Here is a 22,727-nt window from a genome sequence, read left to right as displayed (position 1 = left end):
CTTCCGCTTTTGCTTTTAAGGCCTCTTGCATGTCCGATCCTCGCTACCAGATCGACGTCAGCGTCGTCACCCGCTTCCTGGCGGAACAATCGCAACCTGAACAAAACCGCTTCGCCTTTGCCTACACCATCACGGTGAAAAACAATGGGCTGGTGCCGGCCAAACTGCTCTCACGCCACTGGGTGATCACCGACGGTGACGGCCAGGTCGAAGAAGTCCGTGGCGCCGGCGTCGTCGGCCAGCAGCCACTGATCGACAGCGGCGCCAGCCACACCTACAGCAGCGGCACGGTGATGACCTCCAAGGTCGGCACCATGCAGGGCTCATATCAGATGAAAGCCACCGATGGCCATGTGTTCGATGCCATGATCAAGCCTTTTCGGCTCGCCGTGCCAGGAGCCCTGCACTGATGGCGACATATGCGGTCGGGGATTTGCAAGGCTGCCTGGAGCCCCTCAAGTGCCTGCTGGAACGGGTAGCCTTCGACCCGGCGCAGGATCGCCTGTGGCTGGTGGGCGACCTGGTCAATCGTGGCCCCGCGTCACTCCAGACCCTGCGCTACTTATATAGCCTGCGCAATTCGTTGGTCTGTGTTCTGGGCAATCATGACCTGCACCTGCTGGCCGCCGCGAATAACATCGAACGCCTGAAAAAGGGCGATACCCTGCGGGAAATTCTCGACGCACCGGACCGCGCCGAGCTGCTCGACTGGCTACGTCGGCAAAAACTCATGCATTACGATGAAAGCCGCAATATCGCGCTGGTCCATGCAGGTATTGCGCCGCAATGGACACTGAAGAAAGCCCTCAAGTGTGCCGCCGAAGTTGAATGCGCCCTCGCCGACGACAGCCTGTACACCGCCTACCTCGATGGTATGTACGGTAACGAGCCGGTCAAGTGGGATAACGATCTCACCGGTGTCGCTCGCCTGCGGGTCATTACCAATTACTTCACCCGCATGCGCTTCTGCACCGCCGAAGGAAAACTTGATCTCAAGAGCAAGGAAGGCGCCGACACCGCCCTGCCCGGCTATAAACCCTGGTTCGCCCACAAGGAACGCAAGACCCGCGACACGAAGATCATCTTCGGTCACTGGGCGGCCCTGGAAGGCCACTGCGATGAACCCGGCGTATTCGCCCTCGACACCGGCTGCGTGTGGGGTGGCGCCATGACCTTGATGAATATCGACACCGGCGAGCGCCACCGCTGCCAGTGCCCACCCCCTCTTGCCGTTACACAGCCGGCCGCCGCCAAGCGCTAGACACCGCTTGCCGCCCGCCCAAGGAGCCCGCCATGAGCGAATTCAAACGTATCCCTCCCGAACAAGCCCAGGCCCTGCGCGAACAAGGCGCAGTGGTGGTCGATATCCGCGACCAGCCTACTTACGCCGCTGCCCACATCACTGGTGCCCAGCACCTGGACAACGTCAACATCGCCGATTTCATTCGCGCCGCCGACCTTGACGCACCGCTGATCGTGGCCTGCTACCACGGCAACTCCAGCCAGAGCGCAGCCGCCTATCTGGTCAGCCAGGGCTTCTCGGACGTCTACAGCCTGGATGGCGGATTTGAGCTATGGCGTGCGACCTTTCCTGCAGAAATCGCATCAGGCGACTCGCAATAATTTTTTTCACACCCCGCCACCCCGCGTGTCACTTGGGCTCGCGCCGTTTCTGACGAACGGCGCGGGCAAACTAATTACGTCTCGCACCTTGACCTCTCCGATTCCGAACTATCCTTAAGCGCAGGCCATCCGAATCAGGGGAGAGCCGGTACACCGGCGTGCGGGTCATCGGTAGCGTTTCAGGGTGTTCTGGGGGGAAAACAACCATTGGCGATCGTCAATGGTTGCCAGCATCAACTGATTGATCCGGCGTCGGCTCCACGTATCGAGCGAGGTGACGACGTCATGAGTATTTTTAGCCACTTCCAACAACGCTTCGCGTCCACACAGCAGGAAGAACTCACGCTTCAGGAGTATCTCGACCTGTGCAAACAGGACCGAAGCGCCTACGCATCCGCTGCCGAACGCCTGCTGCTGGCGATCGGCGAGCCGGAGCTGGTAGACACCTCGAATAATTCGCGCCTGTCACGAATATTCTCCAACAAGGTGATCCGCCGCTATCCGGCCTTTGAAGACTTCCACGGCATGGAAGAATGCATCGACCAGATCGTTTCCTACTTCCGCCATGCCGCCCAAGGCCTGGAAGAGAAGAAACAGATCCTCTACCTGCTCGGCCCCGTCGGCGGCGGTAAGTCGTCCCTGGCCGAAAAACTCAAACAGTTGATCGAGAAGGTGCCCTTCTACGCTATCAAGGGCTCACCCGTTTTCGAGTCGCCCCTGGGCCTGTTCAACGCCACGGAAGACGGCGCGATTCTCGAAGAGGACTTCGGCATTCCACGGCGCTACCTCAACACCATCATGTCGCCCTGGGCTACCAAGCGCCTGGCGGAGTTTGGCGGTGATATCAGTCAGTTCCGCGTGGTGAAACTCTACCCGTCGATCCTCAACCAGATCGGCGTGGCCAAGACCGAACCGGGCGACGAGAACAATCAGGATATTTCGGCGCTGGTCGGTAAAGTCGATATCCGCAAACTCGAAGAATTCCCGCAGAACGACGCCGACGCCTACAGTTACTCGGGCGCATTGTGCCGGGCCAACCAAGGCCTGATGGAGTTCGTGGAAATGTTCAAGGCACCGATCAAGGTGCTGCACCCACTGCTGACCGCCACTCAGGAAGGCAACTACAACAGCACCGAAGGCCTGGGGGCGATTCCGTTCACCGGGATCCTGCTGGCCCACTCCAACGAATCGGAATGGCACACCTTCCGCAACAACAAGAACAACGAGGCGTTCATCGATCGGATCTACATCGTCAAGGTACCGTACTGCCTGCGGGTCAGTGATGAAATCAAGATCTATGACAAATTGCTGTTCAACAGCTCCCTGTCCAAGGCCCATTGCGCGCCCGACACCTTGAAAATGCTCGCTCAATTCACCGTGCTGTCGCGCTTGAAAGAACCGGAAAACTCGAATATCTACTCCAAGATGCGCGTGTACGACGGCGAAAACCTCAAGGACACCGACCCCAAGGCCAAGTCGATTCAGGAATATCGCGACTCCGCCGGCGTGGACGAGGGCATGAACGGCCTGTCGACGCGTTTTGCGTTCAAGATCCTGTCCAAAGTGTTCAACTTCGACCCCCACGAAATTGCCGCCAACCCGGTGCACCTGCTTTATGTGCTGGAGCAGCAGATCGAACAGGAACAGTTCCAGGCCGAGACCCGCGAGCGTTACCTGCGATTCCTCAAGGAATACCTGGCACCGCGCTATATCGAGTTTATCGGCAAGGAAATCCAAACCGCGTACCTGGAGTCTTACAGCGAATACGGCCAGAACATCTTCGACCGCTACGTGCTGTATGCAGATTTCTGGATTCAGGACCAGGAATACCGCGACCCGGAAACCGGCGAGATTCTCAACCGCGTAGCCCTCAACGAGGAACTGGAAAAAATCGAGAAACCGGCAGGTATCAGTAATCCGAAGGATTTCCGCAACGAAATCGTCAACTTCGTGTTGCGTGCCCGCGCCAACAATAACGGCAAGAATCCGACCTGGCTCAGCTACGAAAAGCTGCGGGTGGTGATCGAGAAAAAAATGTTCTCCAACACCGAGGATCTGCTGCCGGTTATCAGCTTCAACGCCAAGGCCAGCAAGGAGGACCAGCAAAAACACAACGACTTCGTTACTCGAATGGTCGAGCGTGGCTACACCGACAAACAGGTACGCCTTCTTTCGGAATGGTACCTGCGGGTTCGGAAATCGCAGTGAGAGAAGCAGCTGTAAGCTTCTAGCGACAAGCGGCAAGGGAAAAGCGACAGAGCCCGTCAGCGGGTTCTGCCTTGCGGCTTGAAGCTCACGACTTGAAGCTCCCCGGAGGGGCCCCATGAGCTATGTGATCGACCGACGCCTCAATGGCAAGAACAAGAGCACGGTAAACCGCCAGCGTTTCCTGCGGCGTTACCGTGACCACATCAAAAAGGCGGTGGAAGAGGCCGTCAGCCGCCGCTCCATCACCGACATGGAGCATGGCGAACAAATCAGCATTCCCGGACGCGACATCGACGAGCCGGTGCTGCACCACGGCCGGGGCGGCAAACAGACCGTCGTGCATCCCGGCAACAAGGAGTTCACCACAGGCGAGCATATCCAGCGCCCTCCAAGTGGGGGTGGCGGCAAGGGGCCGGGCAAGGCCGGTAATTCCGGCGAGGGCATGGATGAGTTTGTGTTCCAGATCACCCAGGAAGAATTCCTCGAATTCATGTTCGAGGACCTGGAGTTGCCCAATCTGGTTAAACGCAATCTCACGGGCACCGACACCTTCAAGACGGTGCGCGCCGGCATCAGCAACGAAGGCAACCCTTCGCGGATCAATATCATCCGAACCCTGCGCTCGGCCCACGCCCGGCGTATTGCCCTATCGGGCAGCAGCCGCGCCAAGCTCAAACAGGCCAAGGAAGAGTTGGCGCGGTTAAAGCGCGAAGAACCGGATAACTTCGGCGATATCCAGGAAATCGAGACGGAAATCGAAAAACTCAGCGCGCGGATTCGCCGCGTGCCGTTCCTCGATACCTTCGACCTGAAATACAACCTGCTGGTCAAGCAACCCAACCCCAGCTCAAAGGCAGTGATGTTCTGCCTGATGGATGTGTCCGGATCCATGACCCAGGCCACCAAAGACATCGCCAAACGCTTCTTTATCCTGCTGTACCTGTTCCTCAAGCGTAATTACGACAAGATCGACGTAGTTTTCATCCGTCACCACACCAGCGCACGGGAGGTGGACGAAGAGGAGTTTTTCTACTCGCGCGAAACCGGCGGCACCATCGTCTCCAGTGCCTTGAAACTGATGCAGGAGATCATGGCTGAACGTTACCCCGCCAACGAATGGAACATCTACGCAGCCCAAGCCTCCGACGGCGACAACTGGAACGACGATTCGCCGATCTGCCGCGACATTTTGATCAACCAGATCATGCCGTTCGTGCAGTACTACACCTATGTCGAAATCACCCCTCGGGAGCACCAGGCCCTGTGGTTCGAATACGAGCGTATCGGCGAAGCCTTCGCCGAAACGTTCGCCCAGCAACAACTGGTCTCGGCCGGCGATATCTATCCGGTCTTCCGTGAACTCTTCCAGCGCAGGTTAGTGACATGACCGCCAAAAAAGAGACTAAGCGCCAACCCATTTCCACCGGGTCCGAATGGACCTTCGAACTGATCCAGGCCTATGACCGGGAAATCAGCCGTATCGCGGCGGGTTATGCCCTGGACACTTACCCCAACCAGATTGAGGTAATCACCGCCGAGCAGATGATGGACGCCTATGCCTCGGTCGGCATGCCCCTGGGCTATCACCATTGGTCCTACGGCAAGCACTTCCTCAGCACCGAAAAGTCCTACAGCCGCGGCCAGATGGGCCTGGCTTACGAAATCGTGATCAACTCAGACCCGTGCATCGCTTACCTGATGGAGGAAAACACCATCTGCATGCAGGCACTGGTGGTCGCCCACGCCTGCTATGGGCATAACAGCTTTTTCAAAGGCAATTACCTGTTCCGCACCTGGACCGACGCCAGTTCGATCATTGATTACCTGGTGTTCGCCAAGCAGTACATCATGCAATGCGAAGAGCGCCATGGCATCGACGCGGTGGAAGACCTGCTCGACTCCTGCCACGCGCTGATGAATTACGGGGTCGACCGCTACAAACGCCCTTACCCGATTTCCGCCGAAGAAGAACGCCTGCGTCAGAAAGAGCGCGAAGAACACCTGCAGAAACAGATTAACGACCTGTGGCGCACCATCCCCAAGCGCGCCGGTAAAAACAACGACAAGGATAATGCACGCTTCCCCGCCGAACCTCAGGAAAACATTCTGTATTTTCTGGAAAAGCACGCTCCGCTGCTGGAGCCGTGGCAGCGCGAGATTGTGCGAATCGTGCGCAAAATTGCCCAGTATTTTTACCCGCAGCGCCAGACCCAGGTGATGAACGAGGGCTGGGCCACCTTCTGGCACTACACCCTGATGAACGACTTGTACGACGAAGGCCTGGTCACCGACGGCTTCATGATGGAGTTCCTCACGTCCCACACCAGCGTCGTGTTCCAGCCAGGTTTCGACAGCCCGTATTACAACGGTATAAACCCCTACGCCCTGGGGTTTGCGATGTACCGCGATATCCGGCGCATGTGCGAAAACCCCACCGAGGAGGACCGCCGTTGGTTCCCGGAAATCGCTGGCAGCGACTGGCTGTCCACCATCAAGTTCGCCATGAGCAGCTTCAAGGACGAGAGCTTCATCCTGCAGTACCTGTCGCCCAAGGTGATCCGTGACCTGAAGTTGTTCAGCATTCTCGATGACGACCTTAAGGACGACCTGGTGGTACCGGCCATCCATGATGAACCGGGCTATCGCATTATTCGCGAGACGCTGGCCGCGCAATACAACCTGGGCAATCGCGAACCCAACGTGCAGATCTACAGCATCGATGTGCGCGGCGACCGCTCGCTGACCCTGCGTCATCAGCAACATGATCGCAAACCCCTGGGGGACTCCACCGAGGAAGTGCTCAAGCACCTGCATCGCCTGTGGGGCTTCGATATTCACTTGGAAACCCTGCAGGGCGATCAGGTGATGAAGACTCATCATGTTCCGCCGCGCAGCGACCACAACGATAATGACTACGGTCGCCTGGACATGGCCGTCGTCCATCTGTGAAACAGCAAAGCCTCCATTGGCCAGGGACAGGCGTTATCCTGTGCCGCTAATGGAGGCTTTTTCATGAAAATCTATAAAGTTGGCGGCGCGGTGCGCGACCGCTTGCTGGGCATCGACGTCACTGACATCGACCGTGTCGTTGTCGGCGCGACCACTGAAGAAATGCTCGCCAAGGGTTTCAAGCCGGTCGGGGCTGATTTCCCGGTGTTCCTGGACCCGAAAAACGGCGATGAGTACGCCCTCGCCCGCACCGAACGCAAGAGCGGCAAGGGCTACGGCGGCTTTGTATTCCATGCAAGCCCAGACGTTACGCTGGAGGAAGACCTGATTCGGCGCGACCTGACTATCAATGCCATGGCGCAAGACGATGACGGCAACCTGACCGACCCCTATCACGGCCAACAAGACCTGCAAGCCCGCATACTCCGGCATGTATCCCCGGCGTTTGCCGAAGATCCGTTGCGCGTACTCAGAGTCGCGCGTTTTGCCGCGCGTTATGCACACCTGGGTTTCACAGTGGCGCCGGAAACCCTCGAGTTGATGTGCCAACTCAGCGAATCCGGCGAACTGGAGGCCCTGACGCCCGAACGCAGTTGGAAAGAAATCTCTCGCGCACTGATGGAAGATCAACCTCAGGTATTTATTCAGGTGTTACGCGACTGCAATGCGTTGAAAACCCTGATGCCAGAAATCGATGCGCTGTTCGGCGTGCCGCAACCCGTGGCACACCACCCTGAAATCGATACGGGCGTGCACACCCTAAGCGTGCTGGAACAGGCCGCCGTGCATCGGCAACCGCTGACCGTACGCTGGGCTTGCCTGCTGCACGACCTGGGTAAAGGCCTGACGCCTGTGGATAAGTTGCCGCAGCATATTGCCCATGAACACAGGGGTTTGAAGCTGATCAAGGCGGTCAATGAGCGCTTCAAAGTGCCAAGGGACTGCCAGGAACTGGCGCTGCTGGTCGGCCAGTATCACACCCACGGCCATCGCGCATTGGAGCTGAAGGCCTCGACGCTGCTGGAGTTGTTGCAGAGTTTTGACGTGTATCGCCGGCCGCAGCGCTTCGAGGAGTTCGTGGTTGCCTGTGAAATGGACGCGCGTGGCCGCAAAGGCCTGGAGCAGCACAGTTATCCACAGGCCGATTATTTGCGCGGTGCAGCGCAGGCAGCGCGCGGCGTGGCCGTAGCGCCGCTGCTGGAGAAAGGTTTCAAAGGTCCGGAACTGGGCGAAGCGCTCAAGCGGGAAAGGCTCAAGGCACTCAAGGCCTACAAGGAAAAGTGCGCGTTATAACAACCCACTCGGCGTGAGCTGCTGGCCCTGCCATTCGAACGCGACGGGGGCCAGCACCTGATCAATCTGCGCATCGCGCCATAAGTGGGCCATTGTCTTGCCCGCCTCAGGGTGCATGCGATCCGGCGCCATCAACGACAACGGCCATAACACAAAGGCGTTTTTCAGGATCTCTGCCCGTGGCAGCACCAAACCGTCAAAGTTACCCACCAGCTCGCCATACAGCAGCACATCGATATCCAGCGGCAAGCCTTTGCGGTCCGGTGCATAGCGGCCGTTATCCGCCTCGATCAACTTCAACCGACGATCCAGTTCCATCAACGCCAGATCGGTATACGCCGACACCACCAAATTGAAGAACGGCCCGCTCTTGATGCCGACCGGCTGACTCTCGAACACCGCCGAACAGCGTATGTCCACCAGCAAACCCGCCAGCGCGTCCAGCCCCGCGCGCAAGTGGCGCTCACGCTCGATGTTGCTACCAAGACCAAGGTAAACCTGAGTTAGCGACATCCGCGCTCGATCTCCACACCGACACCCTTGGCGGCCGGCACGGCGCCGGGCTTGGTCAATTTGAGGCGCAGCCAGGGAATGTTGAACTCGCGCATCAGCACTTCAGCCAGGCGCTCGGCAAACGTTTCCACCAACTGGTATTGGGATTGCTCGGCGAACGCCTGGATGCGCGCAGACACGCTCGCGTAGTCCAGCGCCAGGGTCAGGTCGTCGCCGGCCGCAGCCGGGCGGTTATCCCAGGCGAAGCTCAGGTCCAGACGCAGGCATTGTCGGATCCCGCGCTCCCAGTCGTAGGCCCCGATCACGGTGTCGACTTCCAGGCCTTCGATAAACACTCTGTCCAAGCACTCTTCTCCGCAGCACGACAAGGGCGCGATGCCCCGTTAGAATCAGGGCGTCCTCGCCCGGAATAGTTAGCATGTTTTGGTCACTGGCGATTCTCGCCTACCTGCTCGGCTCGCTGTCCTTCGCCATTTTGCTCAGCCGCCTGACGGGTAACCCCGATCCGCGAATGGGTGGCTCCGGCAATGCCGGCGCTACCAATATGCTGCGCCTGGCCGGCAAGAAGCTCGCCGTACTGACGTTGCTGGGCGACATCTGCAAAGGCTTGTTACCCGTGCTGATCGCCAGCCTCGCCGGCCTCACCCTGCAACAGCAGGCCTGGGTGGGCGTATGCGCCGTCCTCGGCCATCTGTTTCCATTGTACTTTCGCTTTCGCGGCGGCAAAGGCGTCGCCACGGCGGCCGGCATGCTGCTGGGGATCTACCCACCCGCCGCGCTGCTGGCCGTACTGGCCTGGCTGCTGACGTTTTACTTGACCCGCACCAGCTCGCTGGCCGCGCTGATCGCCACGCCCCTGACCCTGCCACTGCTGGCCTGGCAGGAGCCGGCGGCGCTGTTACCCATGAGCGTGCTGACGCTGCTGATCGTCTGGCGCCATCGCGGCAATCTACGCGACCTGTTTGCCGGGCGCGAACGGCATTTTTAAATACCGACGCACCTCGTGTCCTACAACGGCGACAGCTGCTCCATCGGCCAACGCGCCTGCACGCTGATCGCCAGGCTTTCATGCTGCCCCGCCTGTAACCGCTGACAACCGGCGTAGGCGATCATCGCGCCGTTATCCGTGCAGAATTCAGGTCGGGCATAGAACACATCGCCGTTCATATCGCCGAGCATTTTCTCCAGGGAACTGCGCAACGCCTTGTTGGCGCTGACGCCGCCGGCGATCACCAGACGCTTCATGCCCGCCTGCTTGAGGGCGCGCTTGCACTTGATGGTCAAAGTCTCCACCACGGCCTGCTGGAACGCCAGTGCGATGTCGCAACGGACTTGCTCGCTGTCGTCCCCGGCGCCGAGGCTTTGCTGCCAGGTGTTGAGTGCGGAGGTTTTCAGGCCGCTGAAGCTGAACATCAGGCCTGGGCGATCGCACATCGGGCGCGGGAAGGTGTAGCGGCCGGCGACGCCCTTTTCGGCGAGGCGTGCGATCTCCGGACCGCCGGGGTAATTGAGGCCCATCATCTTGGCAGTCTTGTCAAAGGCTTCGCCGGCCGCGTCATCCAGGGACTCGCCGAGCAGCGTGTATTGGCCGATGCCATCCACCTGAACCAGCTGCGTATGCCCGCCCGACACCAACAAAGCGACGAACGGGAACTGTGGCGGTGTTTTTTCCAACATGGGTGCCAGTAAATGACCTTCCATATGGTGCACACCGAGTGCCGGAATGCCCCAGGCGAATGCCAGCGCCTGGGCGCAAGAGGCCCCAACCAGCAGGGCTCCGACCAATCCGGGGCCGGCCGTGTAGGCAATCGCATCGATCTCGGTGGGCACGCAACCGGCCTCATCCAGCACCTGGCGAATCAACGGCAGCATGCGCTTGACGTGATCACGGCTGGCGAGCTCCGGCACCACGCCGCCATAGGCGCGGTGCAAGTCGATCTGACTGAACAGTGCATCGGCCAGAAGCCCGCGTTCACTGTCGTAAAGGGCGACGCCGGTTTCGTCGCAGGAGGTTTCAAGTCCCAGTACTAGCATGGGTTTGCGCCTTGTAGAGGCTGAATTCGAAGGCGCGCATAATAGTCGCCGCTCCACCTCCCGACTAGCGGTTTTCGATCAGAGGCTTTGCATTCCAGGCAATGAGGGGTTAACATCCGCAACCCTTAAAAACCGACGACCTCAGCCGTGAATTGTTTGCGACGAGAACGTTGATCCCGGTAATGAAAGAAGGTAGCTCTGGATGCCAGCCGTCAAAGTTAAAGAGAACGAACCCTTCGACGTAGCTCTGCGTCGTTTCAAGCGCTCCTGCGAAAAAGCCGGTGTACTGGCTGAAGTTCGTAGCCGCGAATTTTACGAGAAGCCAACTTCTGAGCGTAAGCGTAAGGCAGCAGCCGCTGTTAAGCGTCACGCCAAGAAAGTTCAGCGCGAACAGCGCCGCGCCGTTCGTCTGTACTAATACACAGACGATCGTAGCAAGCTTCTGCCAAGCCCGGCCCTCAGCCGGGCTAATGGCATTTGCGGATATCGCTTGATGCTTCATCGTCGACGCCGCACACGCGACCGAGACACTGCTTCACACGTCAGGACTGGCTCTTCTGCCAGCGGTGCGCGTCTCTTCTGACGAGCCTTACAAGGCTACTGACGAGCACACTTATTTTATAAACAGGCGATCAACTGCGTCGGCTGTGCCCACCACCGAGCTTCCGAGGCCTGCCATGGGTCAAGACCGGATGCCTGGGCAACATTTCAAGCCGAAGACTGATAGACACTAACGTCAGCGAATGTCCGGCAGATACACTTCCTGACAGTCCAAACAGATAATTGATGATCAAGCCCGCATGACGTGCGCTTGAATACTTCATGGGCCCTCATTTACACGCAGTGATGACGAGAACGCCATGGCCGGGCTGATTCCCCAGAGCTTTATTGACGACCTTCTGAACCGCACCGACATCGTCGATGTGGTCAGCTCGCGCCTGCAAATGAAGAAGGCGGGCAAGAACTACACCGCCTGCTGCCCGTTCCACAAAGAAAAGACCCCCTCGTTCAGCGTCAGCCCCGACAAGCAGTTCTATTACTGCTTTGGCTGCGGCGCAGGCGGTAATGCCCTTGGCTTTATCATGGACCACGACAACCTGGACTTCCCCCAGGCCGTCGAGGAACTGGCCAAAGCCGCCGGCATGGAAATCCCCCGCGAAGAAAGCGGCCGTTCGCACAAACCACGACAACCCACCGACTCGCCGCTGTACCCGTTGCTGACGGCCGCTGCCGACTTTTATCGTCAAGCGCTTAAAAGCCATCCGCAGCGCAAAGCGGCCGTCGAGTACCTCAAGGGGCGCGGCCTCACGGGTGAAATCGCCCGCGACTTCGGCCTTGGCTTTGCACCGCCGGGCTGGGACAACCTGTACAAACACTTGAGCAGCGACACCCTGCAACAGAAAGCCATGATCGATGCTGGCCTATTGGTGGAAAACGCCGAGACCGGCAAGCGCTATGACCGCTTCCGCGACCGCGTGATGTTTCCGATCCGCGACAGTCGCGGCCGCATCATCGCCTTTGGTGGCCGCGTGCTGGGTGACGACAAGCCTAAATACCTGAACTCCCCGGAAACCCCGGTATTCCACAAGGGCCAGGAACTTTACGGGCTGTTCGAAGCGCGCAAGAACAACCGCAACCTTGACGAAATCATCGTGGTTGAAGGCTACATGGACGTGATAGCCCTCGCTCAGCAAGGCTTGCGCAACGCCGTCGCTACCTTGGGTACCGCCACCAGCGAAGAGCACATGAAGCGCCTGTTTCGCGTGGTGCCCAGCGTCCTGTTCTGCTTCGATGGCGACCAGGCCGGCCGTAACGCCGCGTGGCGAGCGCTTGAGGCCACGCTGTCGAGCCTGCAGGACGGGCGTCGCGCGCGCTTCCTGTTCCTTCCCGAAGGCGAGGATCCGGACACCCTGGTGCGCTCTGAAGGCACCGACGCCTTCCGTGCGCGAATCAACCAGCACGCGCAGCCGCTGGCGGATTATTTTTTCCAGCAACTGACCGAAGAAGCCGACCCACGCTCCCTTGAAGGCAAGGCCCACATGGCGACCCTCGCGGCGCCGCTGATCGACAAGGTGCCCGGCGCCAACCTGCGCACACTGATGCGTCAGCGCCTGCTGGAAATTACCGGTTTGAGCGGCGAGGCCGTGAGTCAGCTGGTGCAGAGCGCGCCACAGGACGCCCCGCCCGCCTACGACCCAGGCATGGACTACGACGCCATGCCGGACTATGCCGATTTTCATCCACAGCAAGACGCCTATGCGCCCCAGCAGGAGTGGACGGCGAAGAAGCCCGGCGCCGGCGGCAAGAAATGGGACAACAAAAAACCCTGGAGCAAGAACGGCAAGCGTGGCGATCGAGATGAAGCCTATGCCCCGCGCACACCGGTCGCGGTGGAAGCGCCTACGCTGATTGCACTGCGCACGCTTATTCATCACCCGCAACTGGCGGGCAAGGTTGACAGTGCCGAGCACTTTGCCAACGAGAGCAACACTTACGCGCAGGTACTGATCGCTTTGATCGAGGCGGTGCAGAAAAACCCCAGGCTAAACTCCATTCAGCTGATGGCAAGATGGCATGGCACCGAACAGGGTCGATTATTGAAGGCACTCGCGGAAAAGGAGTGGCTAATTGACGGCGAAAACCTTGAACAACAGTTTTTAGACACCATTACTAGGTTATCCGCGGGCCAGCACACGCAGACCCTCGACGAACTTATCAAGAGAGCAAGGCAGCCTGGATTATCGGCTGAAGAGCAGATTCAGATAGCAAAACAGATGCGCGACCTCTTAAAACAGAATGTTTCCGCATCAAACCCGACCTCAGCTGGCGTGTGAGGTCATAGCTCGGGTATAATCCTCGGCTTGTTTTTTGCCCGCCAAGACCTTCAGTGGATAGGGTGTTATGTCCGGAAAAGCGCAACAGCAGTCTCGTATCAAAGAGTTGATTCTTCTTGGTCGTGAGCAGGGTTACCTGACTTACGCGGAGGTCAACGACCACCTGCCTGAGGATATTTCAGATCCAGAGCAGGTGGAAGACATCATCCGCATGATTAACGACATGGGGATCAACGTATTCGAAACTGCGCCAGATAAGGATTCCCTTATGCTGGCCGACGCCGATACCGACGAAGCCGCCGCTGAAGAAGCTGCCGCCGCGTTGGCTGCGGTGGAGACCGATATCGGTCGCACGACGGACCCTGTGCGCATGTATATGCGTGAAATGGGCACCGTCGAGCTGCTGACACGCGAAGGCGAAATCGAAATCGCCAAGCGTATCGAAGAGGGCATCCGCGAAGTGATGGGCGCAATTGCGCACTTCCCCGGCACGGTTGACCACATTCTCTCCGAGTACACCCGCGTAACCACCGAAGGTGGCCGCCTCTCCGACGTCCTGAGCGGTTATATCGACCCGGACGACGGCATTGCGCCGCCAGCTGCCGAAGTTCCGCCGCCTGTCGACGCCAAGGCCGCCAAGGCGGACGACGACACCGACGACGACGAGGCTGAAGCCAGCAGCGACGACGAAGAAGAAGTCGAAAGCGGTCCGGACCCGGTGATCGCGGCTCAGCGTTTCGGTGCGGTTTCCGATCAAATGGAAATCACCCGCAAGGCCTTGAAAAAGCACGGTCGCGCCAATAAGCAGGCTATCGCCGAGCTGCTGGCATTGGCTGAGCTGTTCATGCCCATCAAGCTGGTGCCTAAGCAATTCGAAGGCCTGGTTGAGCGCGTTCGCAGCGCCCTTGAGCGCTTGCGTGCTCAAGAGCGAGCAATCATGCAGCTTTGTGTGCGTGATGCACGCATGCCGCGTGCCGACTTCCTGCGCCAGTTCCCGGGCAATGAAGTGGACGAAAGCTGGACCGACGCTCTGGCCAAGGGCAAGGCGAAGTACGCCGAAGCCATCGGCCGCCTGCAGCCGGACATCATTCGTTGCCAGCAGAAGCTGAGCGCGCTTGAGGCCGAGACCGGGCTGACGATTGCCGAGATCAAGGACATCAACCGTCGCATGTCGATCGGTGAGGCCAAGGCCCGTCGCGCGAAGAAAGAGATGGTTGAAGCAAACTTGCGTCTGGTGATCTCCATCGCCAAGAAGTACACCAACCGTGGCCTGCAATTCCTCGATCTGATCCAGGAAGGCAACATTGGTTTGATGAAGGCTGTGGACAAGTTCGAATACCGTCGCGGCTACAAGTTCTCGACTTATGCCACCTGGTGGATCCGTCAGGCGATCACTCGCTCGATTGCCGACCAGGCCCGCACCATCCGTATTCCGGTGCACATGATCGAGACCATCAACAAGCTCAACCGTATTTCCCGTCAGATGCTGCAGGAAATGGGTCGCGAACCGACCCCGGAAGAGCTGGGCGAACGCATGGAAATGCCTGAGGATAAAATCCGCAAGGTGTTGAAGATCGCTAAAGAGCCGATCTCCATGGAAACCCCGATCGGTGATGACGAAGACTCCCATCTGGGTGACTTCATCGAAGATTCGACCATGCAGTCGCCCATCGATGTCGCCACCGTTGAGAGCCTCAAGGAAGCCACCCGCGACGTACTGTCCGGCCTCACAGCCCGTGAAGCCAAGGTACTGCGCATGCGTTTCGGCATCGACATGAATACCGACCACACCCTTGAGGAAGTCGGTAAGCAGTTTGACGTAACCCGCGAGCGGATCCGTCAGATCGAAGCCAAGGCGTTGCGCAAGTTGCGTCACCCGACGCGAAGCGAGCATCTTCGCTCCTTCCTCGACGAGTGATCCCAGAACCCCCGGCCCAGGCCGGGGGTTTTGTTTTGCCCAGATAAAAATCCCCGCGACACCCCTCCTGCGAAATGCCCGTCTACACTCGAAACAATTCCCCGTGCCATAACGAGACCGTTATGCCCAGTTTGCCGACCGTGATACTACTGTCGCTGCTGATCTGGACCGCAACGGCTGGCGCGTTGACTCTCACCGATCAAGAGCGTGCCTGGTTGGCGGACCATCAGGAGCTGCGCCTTGGCGTGGACACTTCGTGGCCACCTTTCGAATACCGTGACGAGAATGGGCATTATCAAGGTCTCGCCGCCGACTATGTGCGACTGATCCAGGATCGCCTGGGCGTCAAGGTCAAACTGATCGAACCACCGCGCTGGGGCATGGTGCTGGAGCTGGCCCGAGACAATCAACTCGATCTTGTCCCCGGCGTCATGTCTACGCCCGAGCGCCAGAAATACCTGGCCTTTACCCGGCCCTATATCGACTTTCCGATGGTCATTCTCGCCCATGAAGGCGGAGCGCGACCGCGAAACCTCAAAGACCTCTACGGGCTGAAAATCGCCGTAGTGGACAGCTACGCCCCCCACGAACTGCTGCGTACCCATCACCCTGACCTGAATCTGGTGGCCATGCCCAACGTCAGCTCCACCCTGCAGGCACTGGCCACAGGAAAAGTGGACGCCGTCGTCAGCGACCTCGCGTCCAGTGTCTGGAGCCTGCGCGAACTCAAACTTGAAGGCCTTTACGTCAGTGGTGAAACGCCCTACCGCTATCAACTGGCGATGGGGGTACCAAGCGAAGACAAGCTATTGGTGGGTATCCTCGATAAAGTGCTGGCCGACCTCAGCCTGGACGAAATCAACGCAATCCAGCACCACTGGGTTGGCAACTTCTCGGATAACCGCACGTTCTGGAGCGATCTGCTGTTATACGGCGTGCCGGCGCTACTGCTGCTCAGCACCGTATTGGTCATCGTCATCCGAATCAATCGTCGGCTCAGCTCGGAAATTTCCCGCCGTGTCGCACTCGAACAGGAGCTGCGCAGCAGCGAATATCATTACCGTGGCCTGGTAGAAAGTCTGTCCGCCATCGCCTGGGAAGCCAGCATTACCGACTTCACCTACAGCTACGTGTCTCCCCACGCCGAAGAACTGCTCGGTTATCCACGCGCCCATTGGCTGATACCCGGCTTCTGGCGCAACATCATACACCCCGCAGACCTCACCCGCGCCGAAGCTTATTGCTGGCGCGAAACCCGTGCCAATCGCGATCACAGCGTCGATTACCGAGTGATAACCGCCGACGGCCGCTGCCTGTGGGTGCGCGATATCGTCAGCCTGATCGAGCACGGCCATGAGCCGGTACTTCGTGGCTTGATGATTGATATCAGCGAGGCCAAGCGCACCGAGGAGGCCTTGCAACGCTCCGAACAGAAGTTCGCCTCGGTGTTCCAGCAATGCCCCGACATTCTGGTAATCGCACGCCTGAGCGATGGCTGCCTGCTGGAGGTCAACAAAGCGTTTGAAGACCAGATCGGTTTAAGCGCCGCCGACGTGCTGGGCAAAACCGCCACTGACCTGAATATCTGGGGTGTTGACCAAGCAGGCCCCGACCTGCTGCACCGCGTACAAACCACCAGCATTCGCAACCTGGAAATGGCGTTCCGACGCAGCAATGGCCAAGCCTTCACCGGGCTGGTATCCGCCGAACCGTTCCAGCTCGATACGGTGGAAGCCATTGTGGTAGTGGTGCGCGACATCAGCCAGTTGAAGGAAACCCAGCAACAACTGCAGACCTCCGAGGAGAAATTCGCCAAGGCCTTTCATGCCTCGCCCGACGGTTTACTGCTGAGCCGCCAGCGCGACGGGCTGCTGATCGAGGTCAACGAGGGTTTCAGCCGCATTACCGGTTTCACCGCTGCCACTTCGATTGACCAGACCGCTTTGGAACTGGGCATCTGGGTCGACCTCAACGAGCGCAAACATCTGCTGGAACTGATGCGGCGCGACGGGTTTGTGCGTGACTTCATCTGCCACATCCGCCGGGCCGACGGGCTGATACGCCTGTGCGAATTGTCCAGCCGCCCGCTGCCCATCGGTGACGAGGACTGCATGCTCACCATCGCCCGGGATATCACCGAGCGCCAATTGATGCAGGAAAAGCTGCAACAGGCCGCTACCGTATTCGAGAGCACCGCCGAGGGCGTGCTGATCACCGACACCCGGCAAAACATCAGCGCCGTCAACCGCGCCTTCAGCGAGATCACGGGCTACAGCGAGGCCGAAGCGCTTGGCGAAACGCCGAGGCTGCTGGCATCAGGCCTGCACGACAGCGCTTTCTATGCCGCCATGTGGCACCAGTTGACCGCCTATGGGCACTGGCAAGGCGAGATCTCCAACCGCCGTAAGAACGGTGAGCTATACCCCAGTTGGCTGACCATCAGCGCCGTGCGTAACGGCGACCAGGTGACGCATTTTGTCGCGGTATTCGCCGATATCTCCAGCCTCAAACTCGCCCAGGCCCGCCTCGACTACCAGGCGCACCACGACCCCCTCACCGGTCTGCCTAACCGCACACTGTTTGAAAACCGCCTGCAGGCCGCGTTGAACGGCCAGCAGGAAACCGGCAAACAGGGCGCGGTGCTGTTTCTCGACCTCGACCGCTTCAAGCACATCAACGACAGCCTCGGCCACCCCGTTGGCGACCTGTTGCTCAAGGACATCGCCCTGCGCCTCAAAGAGCAACTGCGGGACATCGACACCGTCGCGCGCCTGGGCGGCGACGAATTCATCATCCTGCTGCCCGGCCTGCAACACCCCAGCGATGCCGAGCACCTGGCCAATAAACTGCTGGCGTGCTTCACCCCGCCATTCCAGGCCGGCGAACACGAGTTCTTTATCAGTGCCAGCATCGGCACCAGTCTCTACCCGCAGGACGGCACCGACGTCGCCACTCTGGTCAAGAACGCCGACGCCGCGATGTACCGCTCCAAAGCCAAGGGGCGCAACCGGGTTGAAAGCTACACCCGCGACCTCACCGCACAGGCCAAGGAGCGCGTCGCCCTGGAACAAGAACTTCGCCGCGCCATCGAACGCAACGAATGCAGCCTCTACTACCAACCCAAACTGTGCCTCAAGACCCACGCGCTGATCGGCGCCGAAGCCTTAATCCGCTGGCACCACCCGACCTTCGGCGACGTGCCGCCCGAACATTTCATCCCCCTTGCGGAAGAAAACGGCATGATCCTGCAGATCGGCGATTGGGTGCTGGAGCAGGCCTGCCGCCAGCTTCACGCCTGGCAAGGCACTTTCGACGATTTCGGCCCGCTGTCGGTCAACCTCGCCGGCGCACAACTGCGCCACCCCAAACTGCTGCCGCGCATCGAACAGTTACTGCGCGACTACCGCCTGGAGCCAGGCTGCCTGCAACTGGAGATCACCGAAAACTTCATCATGAGCCAGGCCGAAGAAGCCCTCGACGTACTGCACGAACTCAAGCGCCTGGGCGTCCAACTGGCGATCGATGACTTCGGCACCGGGTACTCCTCCCTCAGCTACCTCAAACGCCTGCCGTTGGACTTCCTGAAAATCGATCAATCCTTCGTCCGCGGCCTGCCCGACGACACCCATGACGCCGCCATCGTGCGCGCCATCATCGCCCTGGGCCACAGCATGCAATTCACCATCATCGCCGAGGGCGTGGAAAACCCCGCACAGCAAGCCTTTCTGGCCGATGAAGGCTGCGAACAAATGCAAGGCTACATCGTCAGCCTGCCTCTGCCGCCAGCACTTTTCGCCGCAACCTTCCTTCGTATGAAGGTTGAGGACTTTTCGGATAGCACAGCGAGGAAACCATCGTTATAATCCGCGACCTGTTAAGGGCCTATAGCTCAGTTGGTCAGAGCAGAGGACTCATAATCCTTTGGTCCACGGTTCAAGTCCGTGTGGGCCCACCAACTCCAAAGCCGCGCATTGCGCGGCTTTCGCGTTTCTGGCAGTTGGAAAGTCGCGGGCAATCAATCTTTAAAAACCTGACTCTTTGCAAAAACGTCCACATCTCACTTGGCAAACAACTGCCCAATATCCCTGAACGCCTTGAACTACAGCCCACCCGATTTGCCAGTTCCCCACTGTTCGCGCGCTGCCTGCCGCCGATGCAAGTCTGTAACATGCGCATCCATCGCTGCCCCACGGAGTTCTGCCCTTGTCTGTCCTGGATGAAATCGATCGCCAGCTGATCGCTGCGCTGCAGATCAACGCCCGCGAAAGCGTGGCCATGCTGGCCAGGCGCTTAGGCATTGCGCGTACCACGGTCACCTCGCGCCTGGCGCGCCTGGAAAAAACCCAAGTGATCACCGGTTATGGCGTGCGCCTGGGCCAGCGCGTGGTGGATGGCGGCCTGCAGGCTTATGTCGGCATCACCGTACAGCCGCGCTCCGGTAAAGAAGTGCTGCGCAGGCTTAGCGCCATGGCCCAGGTGCAACAGCTGTGCGCGGTGAGCGGCGAGTTCGATTACGTGGCCTGGCTGCGTACCGATTCGCCGGAGCAGCTGGACCAACTGCTGGACCAGATCGGTAGCGTCGACGGGGTCGAGAAAACCACCACCTCGATCATCCTCAGTAACAAATTGGATCGCGGTCAGCCAATCTGACCGAACACTTCGTCATATCGACTGAAATGAAGCCAATCCGACGACACATTGCGCCTTATTAACGAGCGCAACGCTGCCTAAACTGGCTGCCATCTTTTCCTATACTCAGCGGGTCGCGTCCCGCCGAGCCGTCAGTAAGGTCAGCCATGAGCATTCCGTCGAGCACTGTCAGCAAGCCCCATCGCCACCCCGCAGACGGGAAAAAACCCATCACCATTTTTGGCCCGGACTTCCCGTTTGCCTTCGATGACTGGATCGAACACCCCGCCGGCCTGGGCAGCATCCCGGCTGAACAGCATGGCGCCGAAGTGGCGATCGTGGGGGCGGGCATCGCCGGGCTGGTCGCGGCGTACGAGCTGATGAAGCTGGGCCTCAAACCCGTGGTGTACGAAGCCTCGAAGATGGGCGGGCGCCTGCGCTCCCAGGCGTTTGAAGGGGCCGAAGGGATCATCGCCGAACTCGGCGGCATGCGCTTCCCGGTGTCGTCCACCGCGTTCTACCACTACGTGGACAAGCTGGGACTGGACACCAAACCATTCCCCAACCCACTGACGCCCGCCTCCGGCAGTACCGTGATCGACCTCGAAGGCCAGACCCACTACGCACAGAAACTGTCGGATCTGCCAGCCCTATTTCAGGAAGTGGCTGACGCCTGGGCCGATGCGCTGGAGGCCGGCTCGCAGTTCGGCGATATCCAGCAAGCCATCCGCGACCGCGACGTGCCACGCCTCAAGGCCCTGTGGAATAAGCTGGTGCCGTTGTGGGACGACCGCACCTTCTACGATTTCGTCGCCACCTCCAAAGCCTTCGCCAAGTTGTCGTTCCACCACCGGGAAGTGTTCGGCCAGGTCGGTTTCGGCACCGGCGGCTGGGACTCGGACTTCCCCAACTCAATGCTGGAGATCTTCCGCGTAGTGATGACCAACTGCGACGATCACCAGCATCTGGTGGTCGGCGGCGTGGCCCAGGTGCCCATGGGCATCTGGCGCCATGTGCCGCAGCGTTGCGCCCACTGGCCGGCGGGCACCAGCCTCAGTTCGCTGCACCGTGGTGCGCCACGGGCCGGGGTCAAGCGCATTGCCCACGCCGCCGACGGCCGCTTTGCCGTCACCGACACCTACGGCGATACTCGCGAATACGCGGCTGTGCTCACCACTTGCCAGAGCTGGCTGCTGACCACCCAGATCGAGTGCGATGAAACGCTGTTCTCGCAAAAAATGTGGATGGCCCTCGACCGCACCCGCTACATGCAGTCCTCGAAAACCTTCGTGATGGTCGACCGCCCGTTCTGGAAAGACAAAGACCCTGAAACGGGCCGCGACCTGATGAGCATGACCCTCACCGATCGCCTGACTCGCGGTACCTACCTGTTCGATAACGGCGACGACAAACCTGGCGTGATCTGCCTGTCGTACTCGTGGATGAGCGACGCACTGAAAATGCTCCCGCAGCCAATCGATAAGCGGGTGAAACTGGCCCTCGACGCGCTGAGCAAGATCTACCCGAAAGTCGATATCAAGGCCCGCATCATCGGCGACCCGATCACCGTGTCCTGGGAGGCCGATCCACACTTCCTCGGTGCCTTCAAGGGCGCGCTGCCCGGTCACTATCGCTATAACCAGCGCATGTACGCGCACTTCATGCAAAAGGACATGCCTGCCGAACAACGCGGGATTTTCATCGCCGGCGATGATGTGTCCTGGACACCCGCCTGGGTGGAAGGCGCGGTGCAGACCTCGTTGAATGCCGTGTGGGGCATCATGAATCACTTCGGCGGCCGCACTCATCCTGAAAACCCAGGGCCAGGTGACGTGTTCGACGAGATCGGGCCAATCGCCCTCGCCGATTAAGGAGCCAAGCCATGCGTGTCGCCCTCTACCAATGCCCGCCCCTGCCGCTGGATGTGGCGGCTAACCTCAAGCGCCTGCACACCGTGGCGCATGAGGCATCCGGCAGCGCCGATGTGCTGGTGCTGCCGGAGATGTTTCTTACCGGCTATAACATCGGTGCCGAAGCCGCCGGGGCCCTGGCCGAAGCGCAGGACGGGGACTCGGCGCAGGCGATTGCCGAGCTTGCGAAAAACGCCCGCCTGGCCATCCTCTATGGCTACCCGGAGCGCGCCGCAAACGGGGATATCTACAATGCCGTGCAGTTGATCGACGCCAACGGCCAGCGCCTGTGCAACTACCGCAAGACCCATTTGTTCGGCGACTTGGACCACTTGATGTTCAGCGCCGGGGAGGATGATTTCCCGGTGGTGGAACTCAACGGCTGGAAGCTGGGGATGCTGATCTGCTACGACCTGGAGTTCCCTGAAAACGCCCGCCGCCTGGCCCTGGCCGGCGCTGAACTGATCCTGGTGCCCACCGCCAATATGGTGCCGTTCGACTTTATCGCCGACGTTACCGTGCGTGCGCGCGCGTTCGAGAACCAGTGCTACGTGGCGTATGCCAACTACTGCGGGAACGAAGAGGACATTCACTACTGCGGGCAAAGCAGCCTGGCAGCGCCGAATGGCGAGCGCATTGCCCTGGCAGGCCTGGATGAAGCCCTGATTGTCGGCACCGTGGATCACCAGGCAATCCTCGACGCACGCATCGCCAATGACTATTTGCACGACCGCCGCCCCGAGTTGTACGGCACGCTGCACAAGCCCTGATCCCGCGGGTTTGCTAGCATGGGCACTTCCCACGTTCTGGAAGTGC

Annotated in this window: 18 protein-coding genes and 1 tRNA gene; 16 read left to right on the top strand and 3 right to left on the bottom strand. The window is 59.6% G+C overall.

All coding sequences use genetic code 11. The annotated features are described in order from the left end of the window. Positions 1–29: 29 nt before the first annotated feature. The 7 genes from apaG (at position 30) to G7025_RS16585 (ending at position 8,073) form a co-directional block, all read left to right on the top strand. A complete protein-coding gene (gene apaG / locus G7025_RS16615; protein WP_181080234.1) occupies positions 30–410 on the top strand; it encodes a Co2+/Mg2+ efflux protein ApaG in 381 nt (126 codons plus the stop codon). Then, positions 410–1,261, top strand: coding sequence for a symmetrical bis(5'-nucleosyl)-tetraphosphatase (locus tag G7025_RS16610; RefSeq protein ID WP_181080233.1), 852 nt, complete (start codon positions 410–412; stop codon positions 1,259–1,261). The genes apaG and G7025_RS16610 overlap by 1 nt, the downstream gene beginning before the upstream one ends. Before the next feature lie 32 nt (positions 1,262–1,293). Then, positions 1,294–1,623, top strand: a complete 330-nt coding sequence (gene glpE / locus G7025_RS16605) for a thiosulfate sulfurtransferase GlpE (protein ID WP_181080232.1) — start codon at positions 1,294–1,296, stop codon at positions 1,621–1,623. A 285-nt stretch (positions 1,624–1,908) separates the two neighbouring features. Next, the gene (locus G7025_RS16600; protein WP_181080231.1) at positions 1,909–3,831 is read left to right on the top strand and encodes a PrkA family serine protein kinase; all 1,923 of its coding nucleotides are present in this window, start codon (positions 1,909–1,911) and stop codon (positions 3,829–3,831) included. Between the two features lie 115 nt (positions 3,832–3,946). Continuing rightward, a complete protein-coding gene (locus tag G7025_RS16595) occupies positions 3,947–5,218 on the top strand; it encodes a YeaH/YhbH family protein (RefSeq protein ID WP_181080230.1) in 1,272 nt (423 codons plus the stop codon). After that, entirely contained in the window at positions 5,215–6,780 is a 1,566-nt protein-coding gene (locus tag G7025_RS16590) for a SpoVR family protein (protein WP_181080229.1), read from the top strand. Before G7025_RS16595 ends, G7025_RS16590 begins: the two co-directional genes overlap by 4 nt. A gap of 63 nt (positions 6,781–6,843) precedes the next feature. Continuing rightward, positions 6,844–8,073, top strand: a complete 1,230-nt coding sequence (locus G7025_RS16585; RefSeq protein ID WP_181080228.1) for a multifunctional CCA addition/repair protein — start codon at positions 6,844–6,846, stop codon at positions 8,071–8,073. On the opposite strand, the gene folK is transcribed toward G7025_RS16585, so the two are convergent. Further along, on the bottom strand, positions 8,068–8,586 hold the full coding sequence (gene folK / locus G7025_RS16580) for a 2-amino-4-hydroxy-6-hydroxymethyldihydropteridine diphosphokinase (protein WP_181080227.1): 519 nt from the start codon (positions 8,584–8,586) through the stop codon (positions 8,068–8,070). The genes G7025_RS16585 and folK overlap by 6 nt on opposite strands. After that, positions 8,577–8,930, bottom strand: coding sequence for a dihydroneopterin aldolase (gene folB, locus G7025_RS16575; RefSeq protein ID WP_181080226.1), 354 nt, complete (start codon positions 8,928–8,930; stop codon positions 8,577–8,579). The genes folK and folB overlap by 10 nt, the downstream gene beginning before the upstream one ends. A gap of 74 nt (positions 8,931–9,004) precedes the next feature. Here folB and plsY point away from each other — a divergent pair, with 74 nt between their 5' ends. Further along, positions 9,005–9,574, top strand: coding sequence for a glycerol-3-phosphate 1-O-acyltransferase PlsY (plsY, locus tag G7025_RS16570; RefSeq protein WP_181080225.1), 570 nt, complete (start codon positions 9,005–9,007; stop codon positions 9,572–9,574). Positions 9,575–9,594: 20 nt separating this feature from the next. Here plsY and tsaD read toward each other — a convergent pair whose 3' ends face one another. Continuing rightward, positions 9,595–10,620, bottom strand: a complete 1,026-nt coding sequence (gene tsaD, locus G7025_RS16565; RefSeq protein ID WP_181080224.1) for a tRNA (adenosine(37)-N6)-threonylcarbamoyltransferase complex transferase subunit TsaD — start codon at positions 10,618–10,620, stop codon at positions 9,595–9,597. A gap of 202 nt (positions 10,621–10,822) precedes the next feature. Between tsaD and rpsU the strand changes: the two genes are divergently transcribed. The 8 genes from rpsU to G7025_RS16525 all read left to right on the top strand — a co-directional run bounded on the left by rpsU (position 10,823) and on the right by G7025_RS16525 (position 22,681). After that, complete coding sequence (rpsU, locus tag G7025_RS16560; protein WP_002551877.1) at positions 10,823–11,038, top strand: 30S ribosomal protein S21; 216 nt, start codon at positions 10,823–10,825, stop codon at positions 11,036–11,038. Between the two features lie 442 nt (positions 11,039–11,480). Further along, positions 11,481–13,454 (top strand): DNA primase, encoded by a 1,974-nt coding sequence (gene dnaG, locus G7025_RS16555; RefSeq protein ID WP_181080223.1) that lies wholly within the window; start codon positions 11,481–11,483, stop codon positions 13,452–13,454. 67 nt (positions 13,455–13,521) lie between these two features. After that, complete coding sequence (gene rpoD / locus G7025_RS16550; protein ID WP_181080222.1) at positions 13,522–15,372, top strand: RNA polymerase sigma factor RpoD; 1,851 nt, start codon at positions 13,522–13,524, stop codon at positions 15,370–15,372. Positions 15,373–15,494: 122 nt separating this feature from the next. Further along, a complete protein-coding gene (locus G7025_RS16545; protein WP_181080221.1) occupies positions 15,495–19,235 on the top strand; it encodes a bifunctional diguanylate cyclase/phosphodiesterase in 3,741 nt (1,246 codons plus the stop codon). A 15-nt stretch (positions 19,236–19,250) separates the two neighbouring features. After that, a tRNA-Ile gene (locus G7025_RS16540) sits at positions 19,251–19,327 on the top strand. Positions 19,328–19,575: 248 nt separating this feature from the next. Then, positions 19,576–20,022, top strand: a complete 447-nt coding sequence (locus G7025_RS16535) for an Lrp/AsnC family transcriptional regulator (protein ID WP_181080220.1) — start codon at positions 19,576–19,578, stop codon at positions 20,020–20,022. A 146-nt stretch (positions 20,023–20,168) separates the two neighbouring features. Then, a complete protein-coding gene (locus G7025_RS16530) occupies positions 20,169–21,872 on the top strand; it encodes a flavin monoamine oxidase family protein (RefSeq protein ID WP_181080219.1) in 1,704 nt (567 codons plus the stop codon). A gap of 11 nt (positions 21,873–21,883) precedes the next feature. Continuing rightward, positions 21,884–22,681 (top strand): carbon-nitrogen hydrolase family protein, encoded by a 798-nt coding sequence (locus tag G7025_RS16525; RefSeq protein WP_181080218.1) that lies wholly within the window; start codon positions 21,884–21,886, stop codon positions 22,679–22,681. The last annotated feature ends 46 nt before the right edge of the window (positions 22,682–22,727 follow it).

The organism is Pseudomonas lurida (assembly GCF_013522705.1).
In the GTDB taxonomy this organism is placed as follows: domain Bacteria; phylum Pseudomonadota; class Gammaproteobacteria; order Pseudomonadales; family Pseudomonadaceae; genus Aquipseudomonas; species Aquipseudomonas quebecensis.
This window is presented reverse-complemented; position numbering and strand designations above follow the sequence as displayed.

Excerpts from the sequence above, each read along its gene's own strand:
- apaG (WP_181080234.1), top strand. The coding sequence starts at position 30 with ATGTCCGATCCTCGCTACCAGATCGACGTCAGCGTCGTCACCCGCTTC.
- G7025_RS16610 (WP_181080233.1), top strand. The coding sequence starts at position 410 with ATGGCGACATATGCGGTCGGGGATTTGCAAGGCTGCCTGGAGCCCCTC.
- glpE (WP_181080232.1), top strand. The coding sequence starts at position 1,294 with ATGAGCGAATTCAAACGTATCCCTCCCGAACAAGCCCAGGCCCTGCGC.
- G7025_RS16600 (WP_181080231.1), top strand. The coding sequence starts at position 1,909 with ATGAGTATTTTTAGCCACTTCCAACAACGCTTCGCGTCCACACAGCAG.
- G7025_RS16595 (WP_181080230.1), top strand. The coding sequence starts at position 3,947 with ATGAGCTATGTGATCGACCGACGCCTCAATGGCAAGAACAAGAGCACG.
- G7025_RS16590 (WP_181080229.1), top strand. The coding sequence starts at position 5,215 with ATGACCGCCAAAAAAGAGACTAAGCGCCAACCCATTTCCACCGGGTCC.
- G7025_RS16585 (WP_181080228.1), top strand. The coding sequence starts at position 6,844 with ATGAAAATCTATAAAGTTGGCGGCGCGGTGCGCGACCGCTTGCTGGGC.
- folK (WP_181080227.1), bottom strand. The coding sequence starts at position 8,586 with ATGTCGCTAACTCAGGTTTACCTTGGTCTTGGTAGCAACATCGAGCGT.
- plsY (WP_181080225.1), top strand. The coding sequence starts at position 9,005 with ATGTTTTGGTCACTGGCGATTCTCGCCTACCTGCTCGGCTCGCTGTCC.
- tsaD (WP_181080224.1), bottom strand. The coding sequence starts at position 10,620 with ATGCTAGTACTGGGACTTGAAACCTCCTGCGACGAAACCGGCGTCGCC.
- rpsU (WP_002551877.1), top strand. The coding sequence starts at position 10,823 with ATGCCAGCCGTCAAAGTTAAAGAGAACGAACCCTTCGACGTAGCTCTG.
- dnaG (WP_181080223.1), top strand. The coding sequence starts at position 11,481 with ATGGCCGGGCTGATTCCCCAGAGCTTTATTGACGACCTTCTGAACCGC.
- rpoD (WP_181080222.1), top strand. The coding sequence starts at position 13,522 with ATGTCCGGAAAAGCGCAACAGCAGTCTCGTATCAAAGAGTTGATTCTT.
- G7025_RS16545 (WP_181080221.1), top strand. The coding sequence starts at position 15,495 with ATGCCCAGTTTGCCGACCGTGATACTACTGTCGCTGCTGATCTGGACC.
- G7025_RS16530 (WP_181080219.1), top strand. The coding sequence starts at position 20,169 with ATGAGCATTCCGTCGAGCACTGTCAGCAAGCCCCATCGCCACCCCGCA.
- G7025_RS16525 (WP_181080218.1), top strand. The coding sequence starts at position 21,884 with ATGCGTGTCGCCCTCTACCAATGCCCGCCCCTGCCGCTGGATGTGGCG.